This is a genomic window from Pseudomonas sp. FG6 (assembly GCF_057809015.1).
In genome coordinates, this window is sequence record NZ_JBMDJD010000002.1 from 78,432 (window position 1) to 101,601 (window position 23,170).

Below are 23,170 nucleotides of genomic sequence, written 5' to 3' on the forward strand. Positions count from 1 at the left end.
GATCCAGGCGCTGCGGTCCTCAAGAGACCGCGGCGTTTTCATCGCGGGCAAGCCTTGCTCCCACACAGCCCGCTCCCACATTGGATTGTCGGCGCTGCCAATAACTGAGCCCGGCCACACAGCCCGGCAAAACTGGCGCCTAGTATATCGACGAAGCCCAACCGCCGTTGGGCTTCGCTCACATTTCTAGCAGCCTCCTTACTTCAGGGCTTACTCCAAGGCTCACTCCAGCGCTTTCCAGATATCGGTGGCGTACTCGCGGATGGTCCGGTCCGAGGAGAACCAGCCCATGCGCGCCGTGTTCAACACCGCCGAGCGCCACCACTGCTTGGGATCATGCCAGCGCTCTTCGACCCTGGCCTGGGCGTGCCAGTACGAGTCAAAGTCGGCGCAGACCAGGAAGCGGTCGTAGTTCACCAGCGAATCCACCAGCCCGGTGTAGCGCATCGGATCGTCCGGCGAGAACACCCCGCCGCGAATGGCCTGCAACACATCGCTGAGGCGATGAGACGCGGCGATGTCCGGTGCGGCGCTGAATTCGCCGTTTTGTTTGCGCGCTTCCACCTGCTCCGCCGTCAGGCCAAAGATGAACATGTGCTCGCCGCCCACGCGCTCGTGCATCTCCACGTTGGCGCCGTCCATGGTGCCGATGGTCAGCGCGCCGTTGAGGCCGAACTTCATATTGCTGGTACCGGAGGCTTCGAAGCCGGCCGTGGAAATCTGCTCCGACAAGTCCGCCGCCGGGATGATGCTTTCGGCCAGGCTGACGTTGTAGTTGGGCAAGAACACCACTTTGAGCAGCCCGCGCACGGTCGGGTCGTTGTTCACCACCCGGGCGATGTCGTTGGTCAGCTTGATGATCAGCTTGGCCTGGTGATAGCTGGCGGCAGCCTTGCCGGCGAAGATCTTCACCCGCGGCACCCAGTCCACTTCCGGCTCGGCGCGGATCGCCTGGTACAGCGCCACGGTGTGCAACAGGTTGAGCAATTGGCGCTTGTATTCATGGATCCGCTTGACCTGCACGTCGAACATCGCCGCCGGGTTCACGGCGATGCCCAGTCGTTCGTGGATCAGGTAGGCCAGGGCCTTCTTGCTGTGCAGGCGCTGCTCGGCGAACTGCTTGCGGAACGCCGGCTTGTCGGCAAACGGCTCCAGCTCGATCAAGCGTTCCTCGGGATTGTCGAGCACGCTCGGACCCAGGGCATCGACCATCATCGACGTCAGTTCGGCGTTGGCCTGGAACAGCCAGCGGCGGAAGGTGATGCCGTTGGTCTTGTTGTTGATCCGCTCCGGATAGAGCTTATGCAGCTCGGCAAAGACCGTGCTGCGCATCAGTTGCGTGTGCAGGCCGGACACGCCGTTGACGCTGTGGGAGCCCAGGAACGCCAGGTTGCCCATGCGCACCCGGCGACCGTTGTCCTCTTCGATCAGCGACACCGAGCGCAACACGTCGAAATCATGCACGCCCTTGGCCCGCAGCGAGTCGATGTGCTGGGCGTTGATCAGGTAAATGATCTGCATGTGCCGCGGCAGCATGCGCTCCATCAGCCCCACCGGCCAGGTTTCCAGGGCCTCGGGCAGCAACGTGTGGTTGGTGTACGACAAGGTGTCCTGGGTGATCTGCCAGGCGGCGTCCCACGCCACGTCGTAGACGTCCACCAACTGGCGCATCAACTCGGCCACGGCGATGGACGGGTGGGTGTCGTTGAGCTGGATCGCCGCGTGATCGCCCAGGGTCAGCACCGAGGTGTGCATGTTGCGATGGCGACGCAGCAAATCCTGCAACGAAGCGGAGACGAAGAAATACTCCTGGCGCAGGCGCAGCTCCTGGCCGGCCTCGTTGCTGTCGGCCGGGTACAACACGCGGGAGATGCTTTCAGCCCGGGCCACCTCCGCTACCGCGCCCAGGTGGTCGCCGGCATTGAAGCGCTCCAGGTGCAACTCCTCCATGGCCCGGGCGCGCCACAGACGCAGGGTGTTGACGCTGGCCCCGCGCCAACCCACCACCGGGGTGTCGTAGGCAATGGCCCGCACGGTTTCCGCCGGGGACCAGACCTGGCGGGTCTTGCCGGCTTCGTCGGTGACGGTCTCGACGCTGCCACCAAAGCCGATCGGGTAGACCACTTCTGGCCGTTCGAACTCCCACGGGTTGCCGAAGTCCAGCCAGTGCTCGGTTTGTTCCTGCTGCCAGCCGTCGACGATTGCCTGGCGAAACAGACCGTGCTCATAACGAATGCCATAGCCATGGCCGGCAATGCCCAGGGTCGACATGCTTTCCATGAAGCACGCCGCCAGCCGGCCGAGGCCGCCGTTGCCCAACGCCGCGTCGGGTTCGAGCAGGCGGATACGCTCAAGGTCCACGCCCAGTTCGGTCAGGGCTTCGCGGGCGGTGTCAAGCAGGCCGAGATTGCTCAGGCTGTCGTAGAGCAAGCGCCCGATGAGGAATTCCAAGGAGAGGTAGTACACCCGCTTCTGGCCTTTGCGGTAGATCTGCCGCGTGTGGTCCATCCAGTGCTCGACCATGTGGTCGCGGGCGGCAAGGGCAATGGCTTCGAACCAATCGTGATCGAACGCGTGATCAGGGTCCTTGCCGACGGCGTAGGTGAGCTTGGTCAACACCGCATCGCGAAATGCAGCGACTTCAGCTTCGCGAACAAGTGGTTCTTGAGTCATTGATAAGACCTCGAACGAACATGAAATTGTCTGAGCCTAGACGGTCTGACAGACGGTACAGGCTCTTGGTTCGGTGGATTTGCCGTCAGCGTCGGAGAATCGGCGTCATGCAATGGCCGGATGGTCGAATGGATGCAGGGGCCGTGCCGATCCAGCCGAGGTTTTGCCCGAATGAAAAAAAACCGGCGGATGGTCGTTCAAAATTTCACCCGTCCCGGTATGATCGCGCGCCCTGAGGCATGCTGGTAAACACCGATGATGAAGCCCAACCTGATCGCCGCCGCGGAAATCGACCGACTCGATACCTGGGCCAAGTACTCCGCCCCGATGTGCGGTTCCTGCGTGTCGAGCTGCTGCACGCTGCCGGTGGAGGTCAAGATCAAGGACCTGATCCGGATCGGCATCGTCGATGAGTTCGAGCTGGGCGACCCGCCGAAGAACATCGCCAAGCGCCTGCAAAAGGAAGGGATCGTCGAGCGCTACAACCAGAAATCGGAAATCTTCACGCTCCAGCGCATGAGCAACAACGATTGCCTGTATCTGGACCGCAAGAGCCGTTTGTGCACCATTTACGAGAAGCGCCCCGACACCTGCCGCAACCACCCGCGCGTGGGCCCACGGCCTGGCTACTGCGCCTACAAGCCCAAGGAAGTGGAGCGCGAGCGTAATTCGCGAACGCTGGATCGGTTCTGATCGACTGCCGCCATCGCGAGCAGGCTCGCTCCCACAGAGGTCTTTGGTCGGTCGCAAATTTTGTGAACGGCATAAGCCCCTTGTGGGAGCGGGCCTGCTCGCGATAGGGCCCTGACAGACGCCGCATAATCTCCAGGCATAAAAAAACGCCCCCGATCTCACGACCGGGGGCGTTTTTCATTCAGCTAGAACAATCAGTTCTTGGCTTTCTTGGCAGCGCGGGTACGCTCGCCTTCGTCCAGGATCTTCTTGCGCAGGCGAATCGACTTCGGCGTCACTTCGCACAGTTCGTCGTCCTGGATGAATTCCAGGGCCTGTTCCAGGGTGAAGCGAACAGGTGGAACCAGGGCGATGGTTTCGTCTTTGCCCGAAGCACGCATGTTGTCGAGCTTCTTGCCCTTGGTAGGGTTGACGCCCAGGTCGTTGTCACGGCTGTTCAGACCTACGATCTGGCCGTTGTAGATTTCCTGGCCGTGCTCGACGAACAGCTTGCCACGCGCCTGGAGGGTTTCCAGGGAGTAGGTCAGCGCCTTGCCGGTTTCTACCGATACCAGAACACCGTTCTGACGGCCGGACATGTGGCCGGACTTCATGGTGTCGTAGCGATCGAAGATCGAGGTCAGGATGCCTGCACCGTTGGTCAGGGTCAGGAACTGGTTACGGAAACCGATCAGGCCACGAGCCGGGATGTTGTACTCCAGGCGCACACGGCCCTTGCCATCCGGCGACATGTTGGTCAGGTCGCCCTTACGCAGGCCCATCTCTTCCATGACCTTGCCCTGGGATTCTTCAGGGATGTCGATGGTGACGTTTTCGAACGGTTCCTGCTTGGTGCCGTTGACTTCGCGGATGATCACTTCAGGACGGCCCACGGCCATCTCGAAGCCTTCACGGCGCATGGTTTCGATCAGTACCGACAGGTGCAGCTCACCACGGCCGGAAACCTTGAACTTGTCAGCCGAGTCGCCTTCTTCAACGCGCAGTGCCACGTTGTACAGCAGCTCCTTGTCCAGACGTTCCTTGATGTTACGGCTGGTCACGAACTTGCCTTCTTTACCGCAGAATGGCGAGTCGTTGACCTGGAAGGTCATGGAAACGGTTGGCTCGTCGACGGTCAGCGGCTTCATCGCTTCGACAGCGGTCGGGTCGCACAGGGTGTCGGAGATGAACAGCTCTTCGAAACCGCTGATGCACACGATGTCGCCGGCAGCAGCTTCTTCAACGTCCACACGGTGCAGACCGTGGTGGCCCATCAGCTTCAGGATACGGCCGTTGCGCTTCTTGCCTTCGGTGTCGATGGCGACAACCGGGGTGTTCGGCTTGATGCGACCACGGGCGATACGGCCCACGCCGATCACACCCAGGAAGCTGTTGTAGTCCAGCGCCGAGATTTGCATCTGGAACGGACCGTCACGGTCAACGGCAGGGGCCGGTACGTTGTCGACGATCGACTGGTACAGCGGAGTCATGTCGGGAGCCATGTCGGTGTGGTCCAGACCGGCGATGCCGTTCAGGGCCGAGGCGTAGACGACTTGGAAGTCCAGCTGTTCGTCGGTGGCACCGAGGTTGTCGAACAGGTCGAAGATCTGGTCCAGAACCCAGTCAGGACGCGCGCCCGGACGGTCGACCTTGTTGATCACGACGATTGGCTTGAGGCCGGCTTCGAACGCTTTCTTGGTCACGAAGCGGGTTTGCGGCATAGGGCCGTCCTGGGCATCGACCAGCAGCAGCACGGAGTCGACCATCGACATAACGCGCTCTACTTCACCACCGAAGTCGGCGTGGCCGGGGGTGTCCACGATGTTGATGTGGTAGCCGTTCCAGTTGATGGCGGTGTTTTTTGCCAGGATGGTAATGCCGCGCTCTTTTTCCTGGTCGTTGGAGTCCATCACGCGCTCGTCGTTGAGCTCGTTGCGCTCCAGGGTGCCGGATTGACGCAAGAGTTTGTCTACCAGGGTGGTCTTACCATGGTCAACGTGGGCAATGATGGCGATGTTGCGTAGATTTTCGATCACTTGTGTATCTCGATCAGAGGATTCGGTGTGCTGACAGGTCGTGGCAGCGATTTACGTTGAGTCCGACAAGCCGTTACAGCCTGCCGGCGGCGTCGGGGGGCCGGTGACGCAGGCCACAGGCAAACAGCCCCGGGCACTTAGCTCGGTCGATAAACGCGCACATTGGCATGCCCCTCACTGAGCAAATGGTGGGCATGCAGGCGACTCATCACGCCTTTGTCGCAATACAGCAGGTACTGGCGAGTAGGGTCCAGTTCCTTGAAACGCGCGTTCACTGCATAGAACGGCATCGTTTTTACTTCGACACCGGCGACGCTCAGCGGGTCATCTTCAGCATCGTCCGGGTGACGGATATCGATGATGATCTGACCGGCGAGCGCTTCGCCGACTTCTTCAATCTGCAAATCCTGGCCCAATTCGTCGATCACGCGATCGATCGGCACCAGCCGGGCGTTCTCGAGCGCACGCTCGAGCACCGCCATGTCGAATTCTTTCTCTTCGTGTTCCACACGCCCACGCTTGGCCGCCGTCTTCGGATTGACCGAAATGACCCCGCAGTACTCCGGCATATGCCGGGCAAAATCACCGGTACCGATCTTGTCGGCGGTGTCGATGATGTCCTGCTTGTGGCTGGCGATCAGCGGGCGCAGCACCAGCTTGTCGGTGACGCAATCGATTACCGACAGGTTCGGCAGCGTCTGGCTCGATACCTGGGAAATCGCCTCGCCGGTCACCAGTGCATCGATGTGCAGGCGCTCGGCGATGCTGGACGCGGCACGCAACATCATACGCTTCAAGATGACGCCCATATGACTGTTATCGACTTTGCCGAGGATCTCGCCCAGAACTTCTTCGAACGGTACGCTCACAAATAACACGCGCTGGGAGCTGCCGTACTTCTTCCAGATGAAGTGCGCCACTTCCATCACGCCCAACTCATGGGCACGCCCCCCCAGGTTGAAGAAGCAGAAGTGGGCCATCAGGCCGCGCCGCATGATCTGGTAGGCAGCCACGGTGGAGTCGAAGCCCCCGGACATCAGCACCAGGGTCTGTTCCAGCGAGCCCAGCGGATAACCACCAATGCCGTTGTGTTGGCTATGGATCACGAACAGCCGCTGGTCGCGAACTTCGATGCGCACTTCGATTTCCGGTTCCTTCAGGGAAATACCGGCTGCACCGCACTGTCGGCGCAGCTGGCTGCCGACGTATTTCTCCACGTCCATCGAACTGAAAGGGTGCTTGCCGGCGCGCTTGCAACGCACCGAGAAAATCTTGCCGGCCAGGGCGTCGCCATAGTGAAGTTTGCATTTGGCGAGGATGTCGTCGAAATCCCCCAGCGGGTACTCATCGACCTGCAGGAAATGCGCGATGCCCGGCATGCAGGCCAGGCGCTCGGTCATTTCCTTCAGGATCCGGGGTTCGCTGACCCGGGTCTCCAGCTCGAGGTTGTCCCACACGCCGTTCACCACCACGACCGGGTCCAGATCACGGAGCACGGCACGGATGTTCTTGGCCAACTGGCGGATGAAACGCATCCGGACCGGGCGGCTCTTGATGGTGATCTCGGGGAAGACTTTTACGATTAGTTTCATGAAAAACAGCGCGCGAACGGCCAGCCGAAAAAGGGGGGCGCGGATTATAGCGGAAATTGCTCAAGGTTTGACCAATTAATGTGCAGATGGTTTTTAGTGCACCAAAACAGGTCATAACCTCGTTTTCGCGCCACATTGCGGTGCGCAATTGTTCGACAATCCGCTATACCTACCCTCCAAGAGCGTGGATTTGGTGCAAAACACCCATGCTGGGGCACTGGCATGCAAATTGCTCCCTTGTGAGGCAGGTTGCCTTGGCAGAGGATTCGCGCCGGCATCACTTATCGTAGGGCACACCATTACCGCCCGAAGCCACCCGGAGGACATATGTCGAAGTCGGTTCAACTCATCAAAGATCATGACGTCAAGTGGATTGATCTGCGCTTCACTGACACCAAAGGCACTCAACATCACGTGACCATGCCGGCCCGTGATGCACTGGATGACGATTTCTTCGAAATCGGCAAAATGTTCGACGGTTCCTCCATCTCTGGCTGGAAAGGCATCGAAGCCTCCGACATGATCCTGATGCCGGACGACGAAACCGCCGTCCTGGACCCGTTCACCGAAGAGCCGACCCTGATCCTGGTCTGCGACATCATCGAACCGTCCACCATGCAAGGCTATGACCGCGACCCACGCGCCATCGCCCACCGTGCCGAGGAATACCTGAAGTCCACCGGTATCGGCGACACCGCTTTCTTCGGTCCTGAGCCTGAGTTCTTCATCTTCGATTCGGTCAAATTCAAGTCCGATATCTCCGGCTCCATGTTCAAGATCTTCTCCGAACAAGGTTCGTGGATGTCCGACCAGGACGTAGAGGGCGGTAACAAAGGCCACCGTCCAGGTATCAAAGGCGGTTACTTCCCGGTTCCACCGTTCGACTTCGACCACGAAATCCGTACCTCCATGTGCAACGCACTGGAAGAAATGGGCCAGACCGTGGAAGTTCACCACCACGAAGTGGCGACTGCCGGCCAGAACGAAATCGGCGTGAAGTTCAACACGCTGGTCAAGAAGGCTGACGAAGTCCAGACCCTGAAGTATGTCGTGCACAACGTTGCCGATGCCTATGGCCGCACCGCGACCTTCATGCCGAAGCCACTGTACGGCGACAACGGTTCGGGCATGCACGTTCACGTGTCGATCTCCAAAGACGGCAAGAACACCTTCGCTGGCGAAGGTTATGCCGGCCTGTCGGACACCGCCCTGTACTTCATCGGCGGCATCATCAAGCACGGTAAGGCCCTGAACGGCTTCACCAACCCGTCGACCAACTCCTACAAGCGTCTGGTTCCAGGCTTCGAAGCTCCGGTAATGCTGGCCTACTCGGCTCGCAACCGTTCCGCCTCGATCCGTATCCCATACGTGAACAGCCCTAAAGCCCGCCGTATCGAAGCGCGCTTCCCGGATCCGGCTGCCAACCCATACCTGGCCTTCGCTGCACTGATGATGGCCGGCCTGGACGGTATCCAGAACAAGATCCACCCTGGCGATGCCGCTGACAAAAACCTGTATGACCTGCCGCCTGAAGAGGCCAAGGAAATCCCACAGGTTTGCGGCAGCCTGAAAGAAGCCCTGGAAGAGCTGGACAAGGGCCGTGCGTTCCTGACCAAGGGCGGCGTATTCAGCGATGACTTCATCGACGCTTACATCGCACTGAAAAGCGAAGAAGAAATCAAGGTTCGCACCTTCGTACACCCACTGGAATACGAGCTGTACTACAGCTGCTGATCCGGTAGCGCCGCCACGCACGGCGTGAAAAAAAGAGGCCTCCTTCGGGAGGCCTTTTTCATGGGCGCCCGTTGGGTGCATGATGCTCGCCGCCCCCACAAGGAAGACGAGACTTGCCCATGACCTTGCACTTGAAACTCTGCCTGGCCCTGTCTGCCACCCTGCTGGCCTGCGCCGCCGAGGCCGCCCCAGCACCCGCCGCCCTTGCCCCGTTACTGGCCAGCATGGAGGAACGCCTGGCCATCGCCGACCAGGTGGCCTTGAGCAAATGGGACAGCCACAAAGCAGTGGAAGACCGCCAGCGCGAACGCGAGGTGATCGCGGCCGCCGTCGCCCAGGCGCCCACCTACAAACTGAGCGGCGAAGCCGTGGAAGCATTCTTCGCCGCGCAGATTGAAGCCAACAAACTGGTGCAGTACGCCCATCTGTCCGACTGGCACCTGCAAGGCAAGGCCCCGGACGCCCCGCGCCCGGACCTGGTAGGCCAGATCCGTCCGCAACTGGACCAATTGCAAAAACGCCTGCTGAAACAACTGGCGGACTTCACCCCTTACCGCGCCGACCCGCAATGCCCGCAATGGCTGGCCCAAGCCACCCACGACGCCCGCAAGGAGCCGCTGCGCCAGCTGGCGCTGGTCCGGGCGACTGCTGAGCTGTGTGTGTTCAAAGGCTAAAGCAACACCTTTCCCACATTGGGATCCATGGCGCTCCAGGCATCCACTCCCAGTACAACAACTTGGGCCAACCGCCCCACCTGACCTATGCTGCAACCCATCACTTTTCGCTTTCGGTCGATTTTCCATGGGGCGCGGCTTTTCAATCATGCTGTTGTGGCTGCTGGCACTGCCTGCAGCCGCGCAGATCTATAAGTACACCGATGCCGAGGGCAACACCGCCTACAGCAACCAGCCGCCACAAGGCGTACCGGCCCAGACGATGGATTTGCCACCGCTCAACAGCATCGAACGCCAGCCCCCTGCCGGCCAGGAGACACCGACTGCGCCGGCGCAGCGGAACGCGCCGGGCAACGCCTACGAGACACTGGAATTGACGGACATCCCCACCGAAGAGGCCCTGCGCGCCAACAACGGCACGTTCACCGTCGGCGTCCGGGCGCAACCGCGCCTGCGCAGCCCCCAGCAGTTCCGGCTGTTGCTCGACGGCCAGCCCTACGGCCAGCCGAGCAACGTGCCGCGCCTGCAATTGGTGAACATCGATCGGGGCGAGCACAGCCTGGCCGTGCAAGTCATCGACGGGGACCGCCTTGTGCAACAGAGCGAAACCGTCATCTTCACCGTGCAACGGGTACACCAGCCATGAACCGCTGGTGGGTTGCACTGGCGCTGTCGATGACCACGCTACCGGGGCTGGCACAGGTCTATACCTACATCGACGCCCAAGGCAACCGCGTCTTCACCGACCAGCCGCGCCCTGGTAACGCGAAGAAAGTACAGCTGCCGCCCGGCAACCGAATGCCGACGCCACCGCCGGGCAACGCCTCGGCGCCGGCATCCGAAGAGGTCGCCACGCCGCGATTCCATTATGAAATGCTCCGGCTATTGATCCCCGAGCCGGACGCCACGATACGCAGCACCTCCGGCGAACTGATCGTCACCGCCACCAGCGAACCCGGACTGCTCAGGGGCCATCACTACCGCCTGCTGCTCGACGGCCAGCCAACGGGGGCACCCGGGCCGAGCCCGGTGTTTGCCCTGAGCAACATCGATCGTGGCACCCATCACCTGGCGGTGGAAATCCTCGATGAGCAGGGGCGCATCGTCGAACGCACCGCCAACCAACCCTTTCATATGCAGCGCGTGTCCCTGGCGCAGAAGCGTCGCATCAAGCCTTGCGCCATCGCCGATTACGGCCAACGCCCCGAATGCCCTCTCGCCGAAAAACCTGAAGAAGAAAAAAGCAGCATCCTGCCGTTCTTCTGACGCCGCCCAGATCGCGCACCATATTGGTGCGTAAATTTGCAACCCTTCCCAAATCCCAACCCATTTTGGTTCGAAAGTACCCGAAAAAAATGGCAGAACGCCACGCAAATGGGCGAATAGAGCCCCATTTGCCGCTCTAGACGCTTCTTTTCGGAGCCTTGGTTTGGTTTTTGCATTTTCCTCGTACCAGCGCGTCATACGCGTGCCTGCTACGCTCCAAAAGAGGTCCTGATGACCATTAGCGACGCACTACACCGCCTGTTGCTCGACAACCTCACCACGGCAACCATCCTGCTCGACGCCGAACTGCGCCTTGAGTACATGAACCCGGCGGCCGAGATGCTCCTGGCCGTCAGCGGCCAGCGCAGCCATGGGCAATTCATCAGCGAACTGTTCACCGAATCCGCCGAGGCGCTCAATTCCCTGCGCCAGGCGGTGGAACAAGCCCATCCGTTCACCAAGCGCGAAGCGATGCTGACCGCCCTGACCGGCCAGACCTTGACCGTGGACTACGCCGTCACGCCGATCCTGAACAACGGCGCCACCTTGCTGCTGCTGGAGGTCCACCCACGCGACCGCCTGTTGCGCATCACCAAGGAAGAGGCCCAGTTGTCCAAGCAGGAAACCAGCAAGATGCTGGTGCGCGGCCTGGCCCACGAGATCAAGAACCCACTCGGTGGGATTCGCGGCGCCGCGCAACTGCTGGCCCGGGAACTGCCGGATGAAAACCTCAAGGACTACACCAACGTCATCATCGAAGAAGCGGACCGCCTGAGAAACCTGGTGGACCGCATGCTCGGCTCGAACAAGCTGCCGTCCCTGGCGATGTGCAACATCCACGAAGTGCTGGAACGCGTCGGCAGCCTCGTGGAAGCCGAGAGCCAGGGCTGCATCACGCTGGTACGCGACTACGACCCGAGCATTCCCGATGTCCTGATCGATCGCGAACAGATGATCCAAGCGGTGCTCAACATCGTGCGCAACGCGATGCAGGCCATCAGCAGCCAGAACGAGCTGCGCCTGGGCCGCATCAGCCTGCGCACCCGCGCCATGCGCCAGTTCACCATCGGCCACGTGCGCCATCGCCTGGTGACCAAGATCGAGATCACCGACAACGGCCCCGGCATCCCGGCCGAGCTGCAGGAAACCATCTTCTTTCCCATGGTCAGCGGCCGCCCGGACGGTACCGGGCTGGGCCTGGCCATTACCCAAAACATCATCAGTCAGCATCAGGGCTTGATCGAGTGTGAGAGCCACCCAGGCCACACCACCTTCTCGATCTTCCTGCCACTGGAACAAGGAGCCACATCGACATGAGCCGTAGTGAAACCGTGTGGATCGTCGATGACGACCGTTCTATCCGCTGGGTCCTGGAAAAAGCCTTGCAACAGGAAGGCATGACCACCCAGAGCTTCGACAGCGCCGACGGGGTGATGAGCCGCCTGGCCCGTCAGCAGCCGGACGTCATCATCTCCGACATTCGCATGCCCGGCGCCAGCGGTCTGGACCTGCTGGCGCGGATTCGCGAACAGCACCCACGGTTGCCAGTGATCATCATGACGGCCCATTCGGACCTAGACAGCGCCGTGGCGTCCTACCAGGGCGGCGCCTTCGAATACCTGCCCAAGCCCTTCGACGTCGATGAAGCCGTGTCGCTGGTCAAGCGCGCCAACCAGCACGCCCAGGAGCAACAGGGCCTTGAAGAAATACCGGTCCTGGCCCGGACCCCGGAAATCATCGGCGAAGCGCCGGCGATGCAGGAAGTGTTTCGCGCCATCGGGCGCTTGAGCCATTCCAACATCACCGTGCTGATCAACGGCGAATCGGGCACCGGTAAAGAACTGGTAGCCCATGCGCTGCACCGCCACAGCCCGCGGGCGGCCTCGCCGTTCATCGCACTGAACATGGCGGCGATTCCCAAGGACCTGATGGAATCCGAGCTGTTCGGCCACGAAAAAGGTGCGTTCACCGGCGCGGCCAACCTGCGGCGCGGGCGCTTCGAACAAGCCGACGGCGGCACGTTGTTCCTCGATGAAATCGGCGACATGCCCGCCGACACCCAGACCCGTTTGCTGCGCGTATTGGCCGATGGCGAGTTCTATCGGGTGGGAGGCCATACGCCGGTCAAAGTGGACGTGCGCATCATCGCCGCGACCCACCAGAACCTGGAAACCCTGGTTCATGCCGGCAAGTTCCGCGAAGACTTGTTCCATCGCCTGAACGTGATCCGCATCCACATCCCGCGCCTGGCGGATCGTCGCGAAGACATCCCGACCCTGGCCCGGCACTTCCTCAGCCGCGCGGCGCAGGAACTGGCAGTGGAGCCCAAGCTGCTCAAGAACGAAACCGAGGAATACCTCAAGAACCTGCCGTGGCCAGGCAACGTGCGCCAGTTGGAGAACACGTGCCGCTGGATCACGGTAATGGCCTCCGGGCGGGAAGTGCACATCGGCGACCTGCCGCCGGAACTGTTGAGCCTGCCACAGGATTCAGCCCCGGTGACCAACTGGGAACAGGCCCTGCGCCAGTGGGCCGACCAGGCCCTGGCACGCGGCCAGTCGAACCTCTTGGACAGCGCCGTGCCGAGCTTCGAGCGGATCATGATCGAGACCGCCCTCAAGCACACCGCCGGTCGCCGCCGCGATGCCGCCGTGCTGCTGGGCTGGGGCCGCAACACCTTGACGCGCAAGATCAAGGAATTGGGGATGAAGGTCGACGGTGGGGATGATGATGAGGGGGATGAGGGCTGAGTCATAAGGTCTAGCGCTTTGCTGATCTTGAGGGCCAATCGCGAGCAGGCTCGCTCCCACATCTGGAGATCAATCTCTGTGGGAGCGAGCCTGCTCGCGATGCTTTATCAGGCCTGACGCACCAAAACTGCGCACAACCCGCGAGCCAGTATCATCGGGCCCGCATCGAAAAACCGCCCCCCTAAAACTGCGAAAGCCCCGTAATACGGGGCCTTCAGCACTTTCTTCAGCTCAACATCACAAACTGGCACGCCACCTGCAATAACCTAATCACTACCCAGTTTCGGGGACCTTGGTACAGGCAGGCCGGGGATTCCCCATTTTATACCGGGCTCAGCGAGCCCACCGTTTTGGGGGCCTTGATACAGGCAGGTCAAGGTTTCCCTTCTTTACACCAGGGCTTTGCGCTCGGCGCAGTCCCTCCCGTTTTTGGGGACCTTGGTACAGGCAGGCCGGGGATTCCCTCTTTTATTGCTCCTGGAGACGGACCTCCAGCCGCCAGCGGTCATCGACCTCGCTGCCGGTCCACGCCCCCCGCAACGGACGCGCCGCCACCAGCGTCAGCAACAAGCCCTTGTCACTCAAGCGCACCCGCCAATTCACATCCTTGCCGTCGAGCTTGAACTGGCCGTTCTGCGGTTTACCTTCTGCGTCGAACAACAGGGCCACCGAGCCATCGATCATTTCCCCGTGCAGCTTAGGTTCATTGTTGAACCAGGCCACCAGCATGCCGTCGCTCGTGTCGACCTGCTGCAGCACGCTCGGCTCAGGCGTGGTCAGGCGCCCGATCATCAGGCCGACCATCATGCCGAAGATCGCCAACGAGCCCATCACCGGCAGTATTAGCTTCGAACGCTCGTCGGTTTGCGGCGTAGAATGCTGCTCATCTTTATCTGCGGAGCCGTGCATGTTTCACGTCATCCTTTTTCAACCGGAAATTCCGCCGAATACCGGCAACGTCATCAGGTTGTGCGCCAACAGCGGCTGCCACCTGCATCTGATCGAGCCACTGGGCTTCGAGATGGACGACAAACGCTTGCGCCGCGCCGGTCTCGACTACCACGAGTATGCCACCTTGCAGCGTCACGCGGATCTCGCCAGCTGTCTGGAAAGCCTGGGGCATCCGCGCTTGTTCGCCTTCACCACCAAAGGTTCACGGCCGTTCCATGACGCCAGCTTCGTCGCCGGCGACGCGTTCCTGTTCGGTCCGGAAAGCCGTGGCCTGCCAGCCGACGTACTCGACGCCCTGCCCGCCGACCAGCGCCTGCGCCTGCCGATGCGCGAAGGCTGTCGCAGCCTGAACCTGTCCAACACCGTGGCGGTGGCTGTGTACGAAGCCTGGCGGCAGAACGGCTTTGCCTGAATCCTGGCTGTCAGCCAGAAACACCTGTGGGAGCGAGCCCTGTGGGAACTGAACCTGTGGGAGCGAGCTTGCTCGCGATGAGGACAACACGGTTTAACTGCAAAACCGAGTCATCGTTCATCGCGAGCAAGCTCAGCTCCCACAGGCTCGGCTCCCACAGGGCTCGCTCCCACAGGTTTTGTGCCTGGCTGGCAGCTCCGTTTACTGAACGGTCGCGCCGCCTTCCTGTTGCATGCGCTGAAGCTCTTGCGCATACAGGGCATCGAAGTTCACCGGGGCCAGCATCAGCGCCGGGAACGAGCCGCGGGTCACCAGGCTGTCCAGGGCTTCGCGGGCGTACGGGAACAGGATGTTCGGGCAGAAGGCGCCCAGGGTGTGGCTCATGGAAGCGGCATCCAGGTTCTTGATCAGGAAGATCCCGGCCTGCTGCACTTCGGCGATGAACGCCACTTCGTCACCGTTCTTCACGGTCACCGACAGGGTCAGCACCACTTCGTGGAAGTCTTCTTCCAGGGCTTTCTGGCGGGTGTTGAGGTCCAGGCCTACGCTCGGTTCCCACTGCTGGCGGAAGATCGCCGGGCTTTTCGGGGCTTCGAAGGACAGGTCACGGACATAAATGCGCTGCAAGGAGAATTGCGGTGCGGCTTCTTCTTCGTTGGCAGCTGTGTTCTGTTGGTCAGTCATCGCAGATCCTTCTTACTTTCAGGTTCTATTAGTAGGGAATTCAGGCCTGGAGCATCGCGTCGAGCTTGCCGGCGCGCTCCAGGGCGAACAGATCATCGCAACCGCCCACGTGGGTGTTGCCGATCCAGATCTGCGGTACGGACGTGCGTCCGGCCTTGCGGGTCATGTCGGCCCGCAACTGCGGCTGGCCGTCGACCTTGATCTCTTCGAAGGCCACGCCTTTGTTCTGGAGCAGGAACTTGGCTCTGGAGCAATAGGGGCAGTAATCGCTGGAATAGACAACGACGTGGGTCATCTCACTTCACCAGGGGCAGGTTGTCGGCTTTCCAGCTCGCAACGCCACCGGACAGCTTGGCGGCGGTGAAGCCGGCCTTCACCAGTTCCCGGGCATGGGTCCCGGAATGCTGGCCTTGGGCATCCACCAGGATCAGCGTCTTGGCCTTGTGCTTTTCCAGCTCGCCGATCCGGGCGGTCAGTTTGTCCTGGGGAATGTTCAGGGCACCGACGATGTGACCGGCGGCAAATTCCTTGCTCGGACGGATGTCGATCACCACGCCCGCTTCTTTGTTGACCAGTGCCGTCAGTTCACCGGTGCTCAGGCTGCGCCCGCCACCTTGCATCGTGTGGGCGACCAGCAGCGCCAACAGCACGACGAAGATACCGACGAGAATGTAGTGGTTAGTGGCGAATTCAATCAGGTGAGCAACCATCGTGGAAAGGTTCCGGGGCGTTAAAATGTCGGCCAGTATACACAGCACTCAGGGCCGGCCAAACCCCGCCCGGCGGTGACGACACCGGAACTTACCTTTAAACTGCTCGTCTTTTTTCCATCGTCTTCTTTTAACTTCGCCACGAGTGGATTCCATGACTACCCCGCCTAAACCTTTGGTCCTGATGATTCTCGACGGCTTCGGTCACAGTGACAGCCACGAGTCCAACGCTGTGTACGCGGCCAACAAGCCTGTGCTGGACCGTTTGTGGGCCACGGTGCCGAACGGCCTGATCTCCGGCAGCGGCATGGACGTCGGCCTGCCTGACGGACAGATGGGCAACTCCGAGGTCGGCCACATGAACCTCGGCGCAGGCCGCGTGGTGTATCAGGACTTCACCCGCGTGACCAAAGCGATCCGCGACGGTGAGTTCTTCGAAAACCCGACCATCTGCGCCGCCGTGGATAAAGCCGTGGCGGCCGGCAAGGCCGTGCATTTCATGGGCCTGCTGTCGGACGGCGGGGTGCACAGCCACCAGGACCACCTGATCGCCATGGCCGAACTGGCCTTCAAGCGCGGCGCCGAGAAGATCTACCTGCACGCGTTCCTCGATGGCCGCGACACCCCACCGAAAAGCGCCGCTTCGTCGATCGAATTGCTGGACGCGAGTTTCCAGGCGCTCGGCAAGGGCCGCATCGCCAGCCTCGTCGGCCGCTACTACGCCATGGACCGTGACAACCGTTGGGACCGCGTATCCCAGGCCTACAACCTGATCGTCGACGGCAACGCCGAATTCAGCGCCGCCACTGCCCAGCAAGGCCTGCAAGCGGCGTACGAGCGCGGCGAAAGCGACGAATTCGTCAAGGCCACCACCATTGGCGAGCCCGTCAAGGTCGAAGACGGCGATGCCGTAGTGTTCATGAACTTCCGCGCCGACCGTGCCCGCGAACTGACCCGCGTCTTCGTCGAAGCCGATTTCAAGGAGTTCGAACGCGCCCGCGTGCCGAAACTGGCCGGTTTCGTGATGCTGACCCAATACGCCGCCAGCATCCCCGCACCCTCGGCCTTCGCCGCCGGCAGCCTGGAAAACGTGCTGGGCGACTACCTGGCGAAGAACGGCAAGACGCAATTGCGTATCGCCGAGACCGAGAAATACGCCCACGTAACGTTCTTTTTCTCGGGCGGTCGAGAAGAACCCTTCCCAGGCGAAGAGCGCATCCTGATCCCGTCGCCGAAAGTCGCCACCTACGACCTGCAGCCGGAAATGAGCGCGCCGGAAGTGACCGACCGCATCGTCGACGCCATCGAGAACCAGCGTTACGACGTGATCGTGGTCAACTACGCCAACGGCGACATGGTCGGCCACAGCGGCGTGTTCGAGGCAGCGGTCAAGGCCGTGGAATGCCTGGACACTTGCGTCGGCCGCATCGTCGAGGCGCTGGAGAAAGTCGGCGGCGAAGCCCTGATCACCGCCGACCACGGCAACGTCGAGCAGATGTCCGACGAATCCACCGGCCAGGCCCACACCGCCCACACCACCGAGCCGGTGCCGTTCATCTACGTCGGCAAGCGTGACTTCAAGGTGCGCACCGGCGGTGTACTGGCCGACGTGGCACCGACCATGCTGATGCTGCTGGGCATGGAAAAACCGGTGGAAATGACCGGGACTTCGATTCTGGTCTGACGAGGCGCCGCAGCTTTGGGCACGGCTTGTGTGGCGAGGGAGCTTGCTCCCGCTCGATGGCGCAGCCATCGCAGAGGCTTCTGGCTTGATCCATTGTCGGGGGTCTGCTTCGCAGCCCAGCGGGAGCAAGCTCCCTCGCCACAACAAGCTCGCTCCCACATGGGTTTTTGGTGTTTTTTGGGCCAGTTATCACACAGCCCCAAATGGGCGTTTTTTTTGCAGCGTGGGGCGGGCATACTAGGCCGTCCCTTTCCCTGGTGCCGCCCGCCTCTATGCTTCGCGTCCTGATAGCCCTCGCACTGACCTGCCTGCTGCAACCGGCCTTTGCCGACGAGCGCGCGCAAACCCAACAGCAGTTGGAAGCCACGCGCCAGGACATTGCCGAGCTGAAAAAGCTGCTGGGCAAGTTGCAGGAAGAGAAATCCAGCGTGCAGAAAGACCTGCGCGGTACCGAGACCGAGATGGGCAAGCTGGAGAAACAGGTCGACGCCCTGCAAAAAGAACTGAAGAAAAGCGAATCCGAGCTGCAGCGGCTCGACGGCGAGAAAAAAAAACTCCAGAGCGCGCGCACTGAACAGCAAAAGCTGATCGCCATCCAGGCCCGGGCCGCCTACCAGAACGGTCGCCAGGAGTATCTCAAGCTGCTGCTCAACCAGCAGAACCCCGAGAAATTCGCCCGCACCCTCACCTATTACGATTACCTGAGCCAGGCACGCCTGGAGCAGCTCAAGAAATTCAACGAAATCCTGCGCCAACTGGCCAATGTCGAAAAAGACATCGAACTGCAGCAAGCCCAGTTGCTGGTGCAGAAAAGCAGCCTGGACACCCAGCGCGAAGCGTTGGACAAGGTCCGTAAGGAGCGCCAGGAGGCCCTGGCCAAGCTCAACGACGACGTGAAAGAGCGCGACAGCAAGCTCAAGGCGCGCGAACAGGACCAGGCCGAACTGGCCAATGTGCTGAAAACCATCGAGGAAACCCTGGCCCGCCAGGCCCGTGAGGCAGAAGAAGCGCGCCAGAAAGCGCTGATCGCCCAGCAGGAAGCGGAAAAAAAGCGCTTGCTTGAAGCCCAGGCCGAGGCCGACTCCAGCGATGCGCCGCGCAAGCCGGCCAAGCCAAGCCCAGGCGCACTGGTTTCCAGCGACGGCGAAACTTTCGGCGGCGCTTTTGCGTCGGCACGGGGCAAACTTCCCTGGCCGGTCAATGGTCGATTACTGGCACGCTTTGGTGAAACCCGTGGCGACGACACCCGCACCAAGTGGGACGGCGTGATGATCAGCGCTTCCGCCGGCAGCCAGGTGCATGCTGTCCACGGCGGACGCGTGGTGTTCGCCGACTGGCTGCGCGGCGCCGGGCTGCTGGTGATCCTGGATCACGGCAACGGTTACCTGAGCCTGTACGGACACAACCAGACACTGCTCAAGGCCGCAGGCGATGTGGTCAAGGCCGGCGAGTCCATCTCCACGGTCGGCAACAGTGGCGGGCAGGATACGCCTGCACTGTATTTCGCTATTCGTCAGCAGGGTCGCCCCAGTGACCCGGCCCAATGGTGTCGTGCGCAAGGATAAGCGCGCCCATCCTATTAAGGAGTTCGTTCGACATGCTGCACTTGTCCCGCTTCACCTCGTTGGCACTGGCGATCGCTCTGGTGATCGGCGCGCCCCTGGCTTTCGCCGCTGAACCGGCGCCGTCGGCACCAGCCGCCACCGCCGCGACCACCAAGGCCCCGCTGCCGCTGGACGAGCTGCGCACCTTTGCCGAAGTCATGGACCGGATCAAGGCCGCCTATGTCGAACCGGTGGATGACAAGACGCTGCTGGAGAACGCCATCAAGGGCATGCTCAGCAACCTCGACCCACACTCGGCCTACCTGGGACCGGACGACTTTGCCGAGCTGCAGGAAAGCACCAGCGGCGAGTTCGGCGGCCTGGGCATCGAAGTCGGCAGCGAAGACGGGTTCGTCAAGGTGGTCTCGCCAATCGACGACACGCCAGCCTCCAAGGCCGGCATCCAGGCCGGTGACTTCATCGTCAAGATCAATGGCCAGCCAACACGCGGCCAGAGCATGACCGAAGCCGTGGACAAGATGCGCGGCAAGATCGGCCAGAAGATCACCCTGACCCTGGTGCGCGATGGCGGCACACCGTTCGACGTGACCCTCACCCGCGCGGTCATCCAGGTCAAGAGCGTGAAGAGCCAACTGCTGGAATCGGGCTACGGCTACATCCGCATCACCCAGTTCCAGGTCAAGACCGGCGAAGAAGTCGCCAAGGCCCTGGCCAAGTTGCGCAAGGACAACGGCAAGAAGCTCAACGGCTTGGTCCTGGACCTGCGCAACAACCCCGGTGGCGTCTTGCAGTCGGCGGTAGAAGTGGTCGACCACTTCATCACCAAGGGCCTGATCGTCTACACCAAGGGCCGTATCGCCAATTCCGAGCTGCGCTTCTCGGCCACCGGCAACGACCTGAGCGAAGCCGTGCCCCTGGTGGTGCTGATCAACGGCGGCAGCGCCTCGGCGTCGGAAATCGTCGCCGGCGCCCTGCAGGACCAGAAGCGTGGCGTCGTCATGGGCACCACCAGTTTCGGCAAGGGCTCGGTGCAGACGGTCTTGCCGCTGAACAACGACCGCGCCCTGAAGATCACCACTGCGCTGTACTTCACGCCCAACGGCCGCTCCATCCAGGCCCAGGGCATCGTCCCGGACATCGAAGTGCGCAAGGCCAAGATCACCAACGAGCAGGACAGCGAGTACTTCAAGGAAGCCGACCTGCAAGGCCACCTGGGCAACGGCAACGGTGGCGCCGACAAGCCAAGCGGCGCGGGCACCAAGGCCAAGCCGATGCCACAAGATGACGACTATCAATTGGCCCAGGCCCTGAGCCTGCTCAAAGGACTGAACATCACCTCCGGCCGCTGAGATGCACCTGCGTTTCATCCTCGGCCTGTTGTGCTGCCTGGCCGGCGCTGCGTTTGCGGCACCGGCCACGCCATCCCCCTCGCCCCACAAAGCCTACCTGAGCCTGATCATCGACGACCTGGGACAAAACCTGCCCCGGGATCGCCGGGTGCTGGCCCTCCCCGGCCCGGTCGCCACCGCGATCATGCCCGACACGCCCCACGCCGCCGAATTCGCCCGCGAGGCCCACCGCGCCGGCAAGCTCGTCATGCTGCACATGCCCATGGACCCGGCCACCGGGCCGTTCGCCTGGCACCCGGAGTTGCCCATCGAAGAGCTGGGCAAACGCCTGGACGCAGCGTTTGCAGCCGTGCCCTACACCAGCGGGATCAACAACCACATGGGCAGCCGCATGACCGCCCAGCCCCAGGCCATGGCGTGGCTGATGGCGAATTTGCAGCAGCGCCACAAGTTTTTCGTCGACAGCCGCACCAGCGCCCAGACCGTCGCCGCCGCCGAAGCACAGAAGATTGGCCTGGCCAGTGTGTCGCGGGACGTCTTCCTCGACGATGAGCGCACCGAAGCCGCCATCGCCCACCAGCTCCAGACCGCCATCGACCTGGCCCGCCGGCAAGGCTCGGCGGTGATGATCGGCCATCCCTACCCGCAGACCCTGGCAGTACTCGAACGCGAACTACCCAAGCTCAAGGCCCAGGGCATCGAATGGATCGACATCAAGTCGATGATCAGCCTGCGCAGCAATCGGGCGATGGTTGGGCATGGGAAGGATGGGGTTTACCGATAGCGGCTGGCCAGGCGGATCTGTGAACACCGCTCCCACAGACATGCCGTTCTCAGAGATACCGCGCCATGATCGCGTCCACTCCGCCGTCCTTGCGCAGTTCATCCAGGGCGGCTTGCAGCCGGGCGACCACGTCGTCGGGTACGTTCTTGTTCAGCGCCAGGTACAGCTCGGCGCTGTTGAAGCGCAGCACGGTCTTGAGGTCGCTCACCCCTTCCTGGCGCGCCAGGTAACGCCCGGCCGGGTCACCGGTGGCCCACAGATCGATCTGGCCATTGAGCAGTCTTCTGGCGTTGTCCTGGTCGCGCAATACAACGCTCGGCTTCAACCCCTGCTTAGCCAGCGTCTCGGCAATCGCGTCGCCCTTGTAGGCACCAATCCGGTATTTGCGCGCCTGCTGCAACGACTCCAGGGTGATCTCGCTGTCGGCCTTGGCGAGCATGATCCAATCATCCGGACCGATGGGGCCAACCCATTTGAAAAGCTCTTCACGCTCTGGCAACCGTGCCATGACAAACACACCGTAGCCCGGGTTTTCCAAGGCGAGTTTGTAGATTCGCTCCCAGGGGAAACGCAGTGTCAGGCTGTAGGAGATGTCGGCGCGCTTGAAGATTTCACGGACGATGTCGGCGGCGATGCCTTCGATGTTCTCGTCCTGGGCGAAGTTCTTGCCGTTCCTGGCCATGTTGTACGGCGGGAAATTTTCCGTCAGCAACACCAGCGATGTCTCGGCGGCGCGGGCAGTGCCTGCGAGCAGCAGCGTAACACCGGCAAAGGCAAGAACGAGGCGTTTGAGCATGTCTGACTACCGCAATCCATGGTGTGCCCAAGAGTGCCTTGGGCCCGCCATGGTGTCCAGCTGTCAGCGAACGCAAATACCGCGATGAGCCATGTAGGCCTTGGCTTCCGGCACGGTGTATTCGCCGAAGTGGAAGATGCTCGCCGCCAGCACCGCGCTGGCGTGGCCTTCCAGGATGCCGTCGGCCAGGTGTTGCAGGTTGCCTACGCCGCCGGAGGCGATGACCGGAATGCCCAGGGCGTCGCTGATGGCGCGGGTCACCCCGAGGTCGAAGCCGTTCTTCATGCCGTCCTGGTCCATGCTGGTCAGCAGGATTTCACCCGCGCCCAGGCCTTCCATCTTCTTCGCCCACTCGACGGCATCCAGGCCCGTAGGCTTGCGACCACCGTGGGTGAAGATTTCCCAGCGCGGGGGTTCGCCCGGGCCGGAAACCTTCTTGGCGTCGATGGCCACGACGATGCACTGCGAACCGAAGTGCTGGGCCGCCTCGCCGACGAACTCGGGGTTGAACACCGCTGCGGTATTGATCGACACCTTGTCGGCACCGGCATTGAGCAGGTTGCGGATGTCCTGCACGGTACGCACGCCGCCCCCCACGGTCAGCGGGATGAACACCTGGCTGGCCATGCGCTCGACGGTATGCAACGTGGTGTCGCGACCGTCGACGCTGGCGGTGATGTCGAGAAAGGTAATCTCGTCCGCACCCTGCTCGTCATAGCGACGAGCGATTTCCACCGGGTCGCCGGCATCACGGATGTTCTCGAACTTGACCCCCTTGACCACCCGGCCGTTGTCCACGTCCAGGCAAGGGATGATGCGTTTGGCCAGCGCCATGGTG

Annotated in this window: 21 protein-coding genes; 12 read left to right on the plus strand and 9 right to left on the minus strand. The window is 61.7% G+C overall.

What is annotated here, in order from left to right:
• Positions 1–222: 222 nt before the first annotated feature.
• Positions 223–2,673 carry a glycogen/starch/alpha-glucan phosphorylase gene (locus ACODSJ_RS01595; RefSeq protein WP_489100060.1) on the minus strand — a complete coding sequence of 817 codons (2,451 nt, stop codon included), beginning with the start codon at positions 2,671–2,673 and terminating at the stop codon, positions 223–225.
• 255 nt (positions 2,674–2,928) lie between these two features.
• On the opposite strand from ACODSJ_RS01595, the gene ACODSJ_RS01600 reads away from it, so the two are divergent.
• Positions 2,929–3,366 (plus strand): YkgJ family cysteine cluster protein, encoded by a 438-nt coding sequence (locus tag ACODSJ_RS01600; RefSeq protein ID WP_489100061.1) that lies wholly within the window; start codon positions 2,929–2,931, stop codon positions 3,364–3,366.
• A gap of 194 nt (positions 3,367–3,560) precedes the next feature.
• On the opposite strand, the gene typA is transcribed toward ACODSJ_RS01600, so the two are convergent.
• Entirely contained in the window at positions 3,561–5,381 is a 1,821-nt protein-coding gene (typA, locus tag ACODSJ_RS01605; protein WP_489100062.1) for a translational GTPase TypA, read from the minus strand.
• Positions 5,382–5,518: 137 nt separating this feature from the next.
• The gene (thiI, locus tag ACODSJ_RS01610; RefSeq protein ID WP_489100063.1) at positions 5,519–6,973 is read right to left on the minus strand and encodes a tRNA uracil 4-sulfurtransferase ThiI; all 1,455 of its coding nucleotides are present in this window, start codon (positions 6,971–6,973) and stop codon (positions 5,519–5,521) included.
• Positions 6,974–7,300: 327 nt separating this feature from the next.
• On the opposite strand from thiI, the gene glnA reads away from it, so the two are divergent.
• The 6 genes from glnA (at position 7,301) to ntrC (ending at position 13,397) form a co-directional block, all read left to right on the plus strand.
• Entirely contained in the window at positions 7,301–8,707 is a 1,407-nt protein-coding gene (gene glnA / locus ACODSJ_RS01615) for a type I glutamate--ammonia ligase (protein WP_489100064.1), read from the plus strand.
• Between the two features lie 119 nt (positions 8,708–8,826).
• Entirely contained in the window at positions 8,827–9,381 is a 555-nt protein-coding gene (locus ACODSJ_RS01620; protein WP_489100065.1) for a chorismate mutase, read from the plus strand.
• A gap of 127 nt (positions 9,382–9,508) precedes the next feature.
• On the plus strand, positions 9,509–10,027 hold the full coding sequence (locus tag ACODSJ_RS01625) for a DUF4124 domain-containing protein (protein WP_489100066.1): 519 nt from the start codon (positions 9,509–9,511) through the stop codon (positions 10,025–10,027).
• On the plus strand, positions 10,024–10,647 hold the full coding sequence (locus tag ACODSJ_RS01630; protein ID WP_489100067.1) for a DUF4124 domain-containing protein: 624 nt from the start codon (positions 10,024–10,026) through the stop codon (positions 10,645–10,647). The genes ACODSJ_RS01625 and ACODSJ_RS01630 overlap by 4 nt, the downstream gene beginning before the upstream one ends.
• Before the next feature lie 231 nt (positions 10,648–10,878).
• Positions 10,879–11,964, plus strand: coding sequence for a nitrogen regulation protein NR(II) (glnL, locus tag ACODSJ_RS01635; protein ID WP_489100068.1), 1,086 nt, complete (start codon positions 10,879–10,881; stop codon positions 11,962–11,964).
• Positions 11,961–13,397 (plus strand): nitrogen regulation protein NR(I), encoded by a 1,437-nt coding sequence (gene ntrC, locus ACODSJ_RS01640; protein WP_489100069.1) that lies wholly within the window; start codon positions 11,961–11,963, stop codon positions 13,395–13,397. Before glnL ends, ntrC begins: the two co-directional genes overlap by 4 nt.
• A gap of 468 nt (positions 13,398–13,865) precedes the next feature.
• Here the strand turns inward: ntrC and ACODSJ_RS01645 are convergent, their stop codons facing one another.
• A complete protein-coding gene (locus ACODSJ_RS01645; RefSeq protein WP_489100070.1) occupies positions 13,866–14,306 on the minus strand; it encodes a hypothetical protein in 441 nt (146 codons plus the stop codon).
• Between ACODSJ_RS01645 and trmL the strand changes: the two genes are divergently transcribed.
• Positions 14,305–14,760, plus strand: a complete 456-nt coding sequence (gene trmL / locus ACODSJ_RS01650; RefSeq protein WP_046064092.1) for a tRNA (uridine(34)/cytosine(34)/5-carboxymethylaminomethyluridine(34)-2'-O)-methyltransferase TrmL — start codon at positions 14,305–14,307, stop codon at positions 14,758–14,760. The genes ACODSJ_RS01645 and trmL overlap by 2 nt on opposite strands.
• Before the next feature lie 201 nt (positions 14,761–14,961).
• Here the strand turns inward: trmL and secB are convergent, their stop codons facing one another.
• Genes secB through ACODSJ_RS01665 form a run of 3 tightly spaced genes read right to left on the minus strand, consistent with a single transcriptional unit; the run spans position 14,962 to position 16,154 of the window.
• Positions 14,962–15,444, minus strand: coding sequence for a protein-export chaperone SecB (secB, locus tag ACODSJ_RS01655; protein ID WP_489100071.1), 483 nt, complete (start codon positions 15,442–15,444; stop codon positions 14,962–14,964).
• 40 nt (positions 15,445–15,484) lie between these two features.
• A complete protein-coding gene (gene grxC / locus ACODSJ_RS01660) occupies positions 15,485–15,739 on the minus strand; it encodes a glutaredoxin 3 (protein ID WP_489100072.1) in 255 nt (84 codons plus the stop codon).
• Between the two features lies 1 nt (position 15,740).
• The gene (locus ACODSJ_RS01665; protein ID WP_489100073.1) at positions 15,741–16,154 is read right to left on the minus strand and encodes a rhodanese-like domain-containing protein; all 414 of its coding nucleotides are present in this window, start codon (positions 16,152–16,154) and stop codon (positions 15,741–15,743) included.
• Positions 16,155–16,308: 154 nt separating this feature from the next.
• Here ACODSJ_RS01665 and gpmI point away from each other — a divergent pair, with 154 nt between their 5' ends.
• The 4 genes from gpmI to ACODSJ_RS01685 all read left to right on the plus strand — a co-directional run bounded on the left by gpmI (position 16,309) and on the right by ACODSJ_RS01685 (position 21,536).
• Positions 16,309–17,838, plus strand: a complete 1,530-nt coding sequence (gene gpmI / locus ACODSJ_RS01670) for a 2,3-bisphosphoglycerate-independent phosphoglycerate mutase (RefSeq protein ID WP_489100074.1) — start codon at positions 16,309–16,311, stop codon at positions 17,836–17,838.
• A 272-nt stretch (positions 17,839–18,110) separates the two neighbouring features.
• On the plus strand, positions 18,111–19,403 hold the full coding sequence (locus ACODSJ_RS01675) for a murein hydrolase activator EnvC family protein (RefSeq protein ID WP_489100075.1): 1,293 nt from the start codon (positions 18,111–18,113) through the stop codon (positions 19,401–19,403).
• Between the two features lie 32 nt (positions 19,404–19,435).
• The gene (locus tag ACODSJ_RS01680; protein WP_489100076.1) at positions 19,436–20,752 is read left to right on the plus strand and encodes a S41 family peptidase; all 1,317 of its coding nucleotides are present in this window, start codon (positions 19,436–19,438) and stop codon (positions 20,750–20,752) included.
• A 1-nt stretch (position 20,753) separates the two neighbouring features.
• Positions 20,754–21,536 carry a divergent polysaccharide deacetylase family protein gene (locus ACODSJ_RS01685; RefSeq protein WP_489100077.1) on the plus strand — a complete coding sequence of 261 codons (783 nt, stop codon included), beginning with the start codon at positions 20,754–20,756 and terminating at the stop codon, positions 21,534–21,536.
• A 49-nt stretch (positions 21,537–21,585) separates the two neighbouring features.
• On the opposite strand, the gene ACODSJ_RS01690 is transcribed toward ACODSJ_RS01685, so the two are convergent.
• Both ACODSJ_RS01690 and hisF read right to left on the minus strand, forming a co-directional pair.
• Complete coding sequence (locus tag ACODSJ_RS01690) at positions 21,586–22,332, minus strand: substrate-binding periplasmic protein (protein ID WP_489100078.1); 747 nt, start codon at positions 22,330–22,332, stop codon at positions 21,586–21,588.
• A 63-nt stretch (positions 22,333–22,395) separates the two neighbouring features.
• Positions 22,396–23,166, minus strand: coding sequence for an imidazole glycerol phosphate synthase subunit HisF (gene hisF, locus ACODSJ_RS01695; protein ID WP_489100079.1), 771 nt, complete (start codon positions 23,164–23,166; stop codon positions 22,396–22,398).
• Between the last annotated feature and the right edge of the window lie 4 nt (positions 23,167–23,170).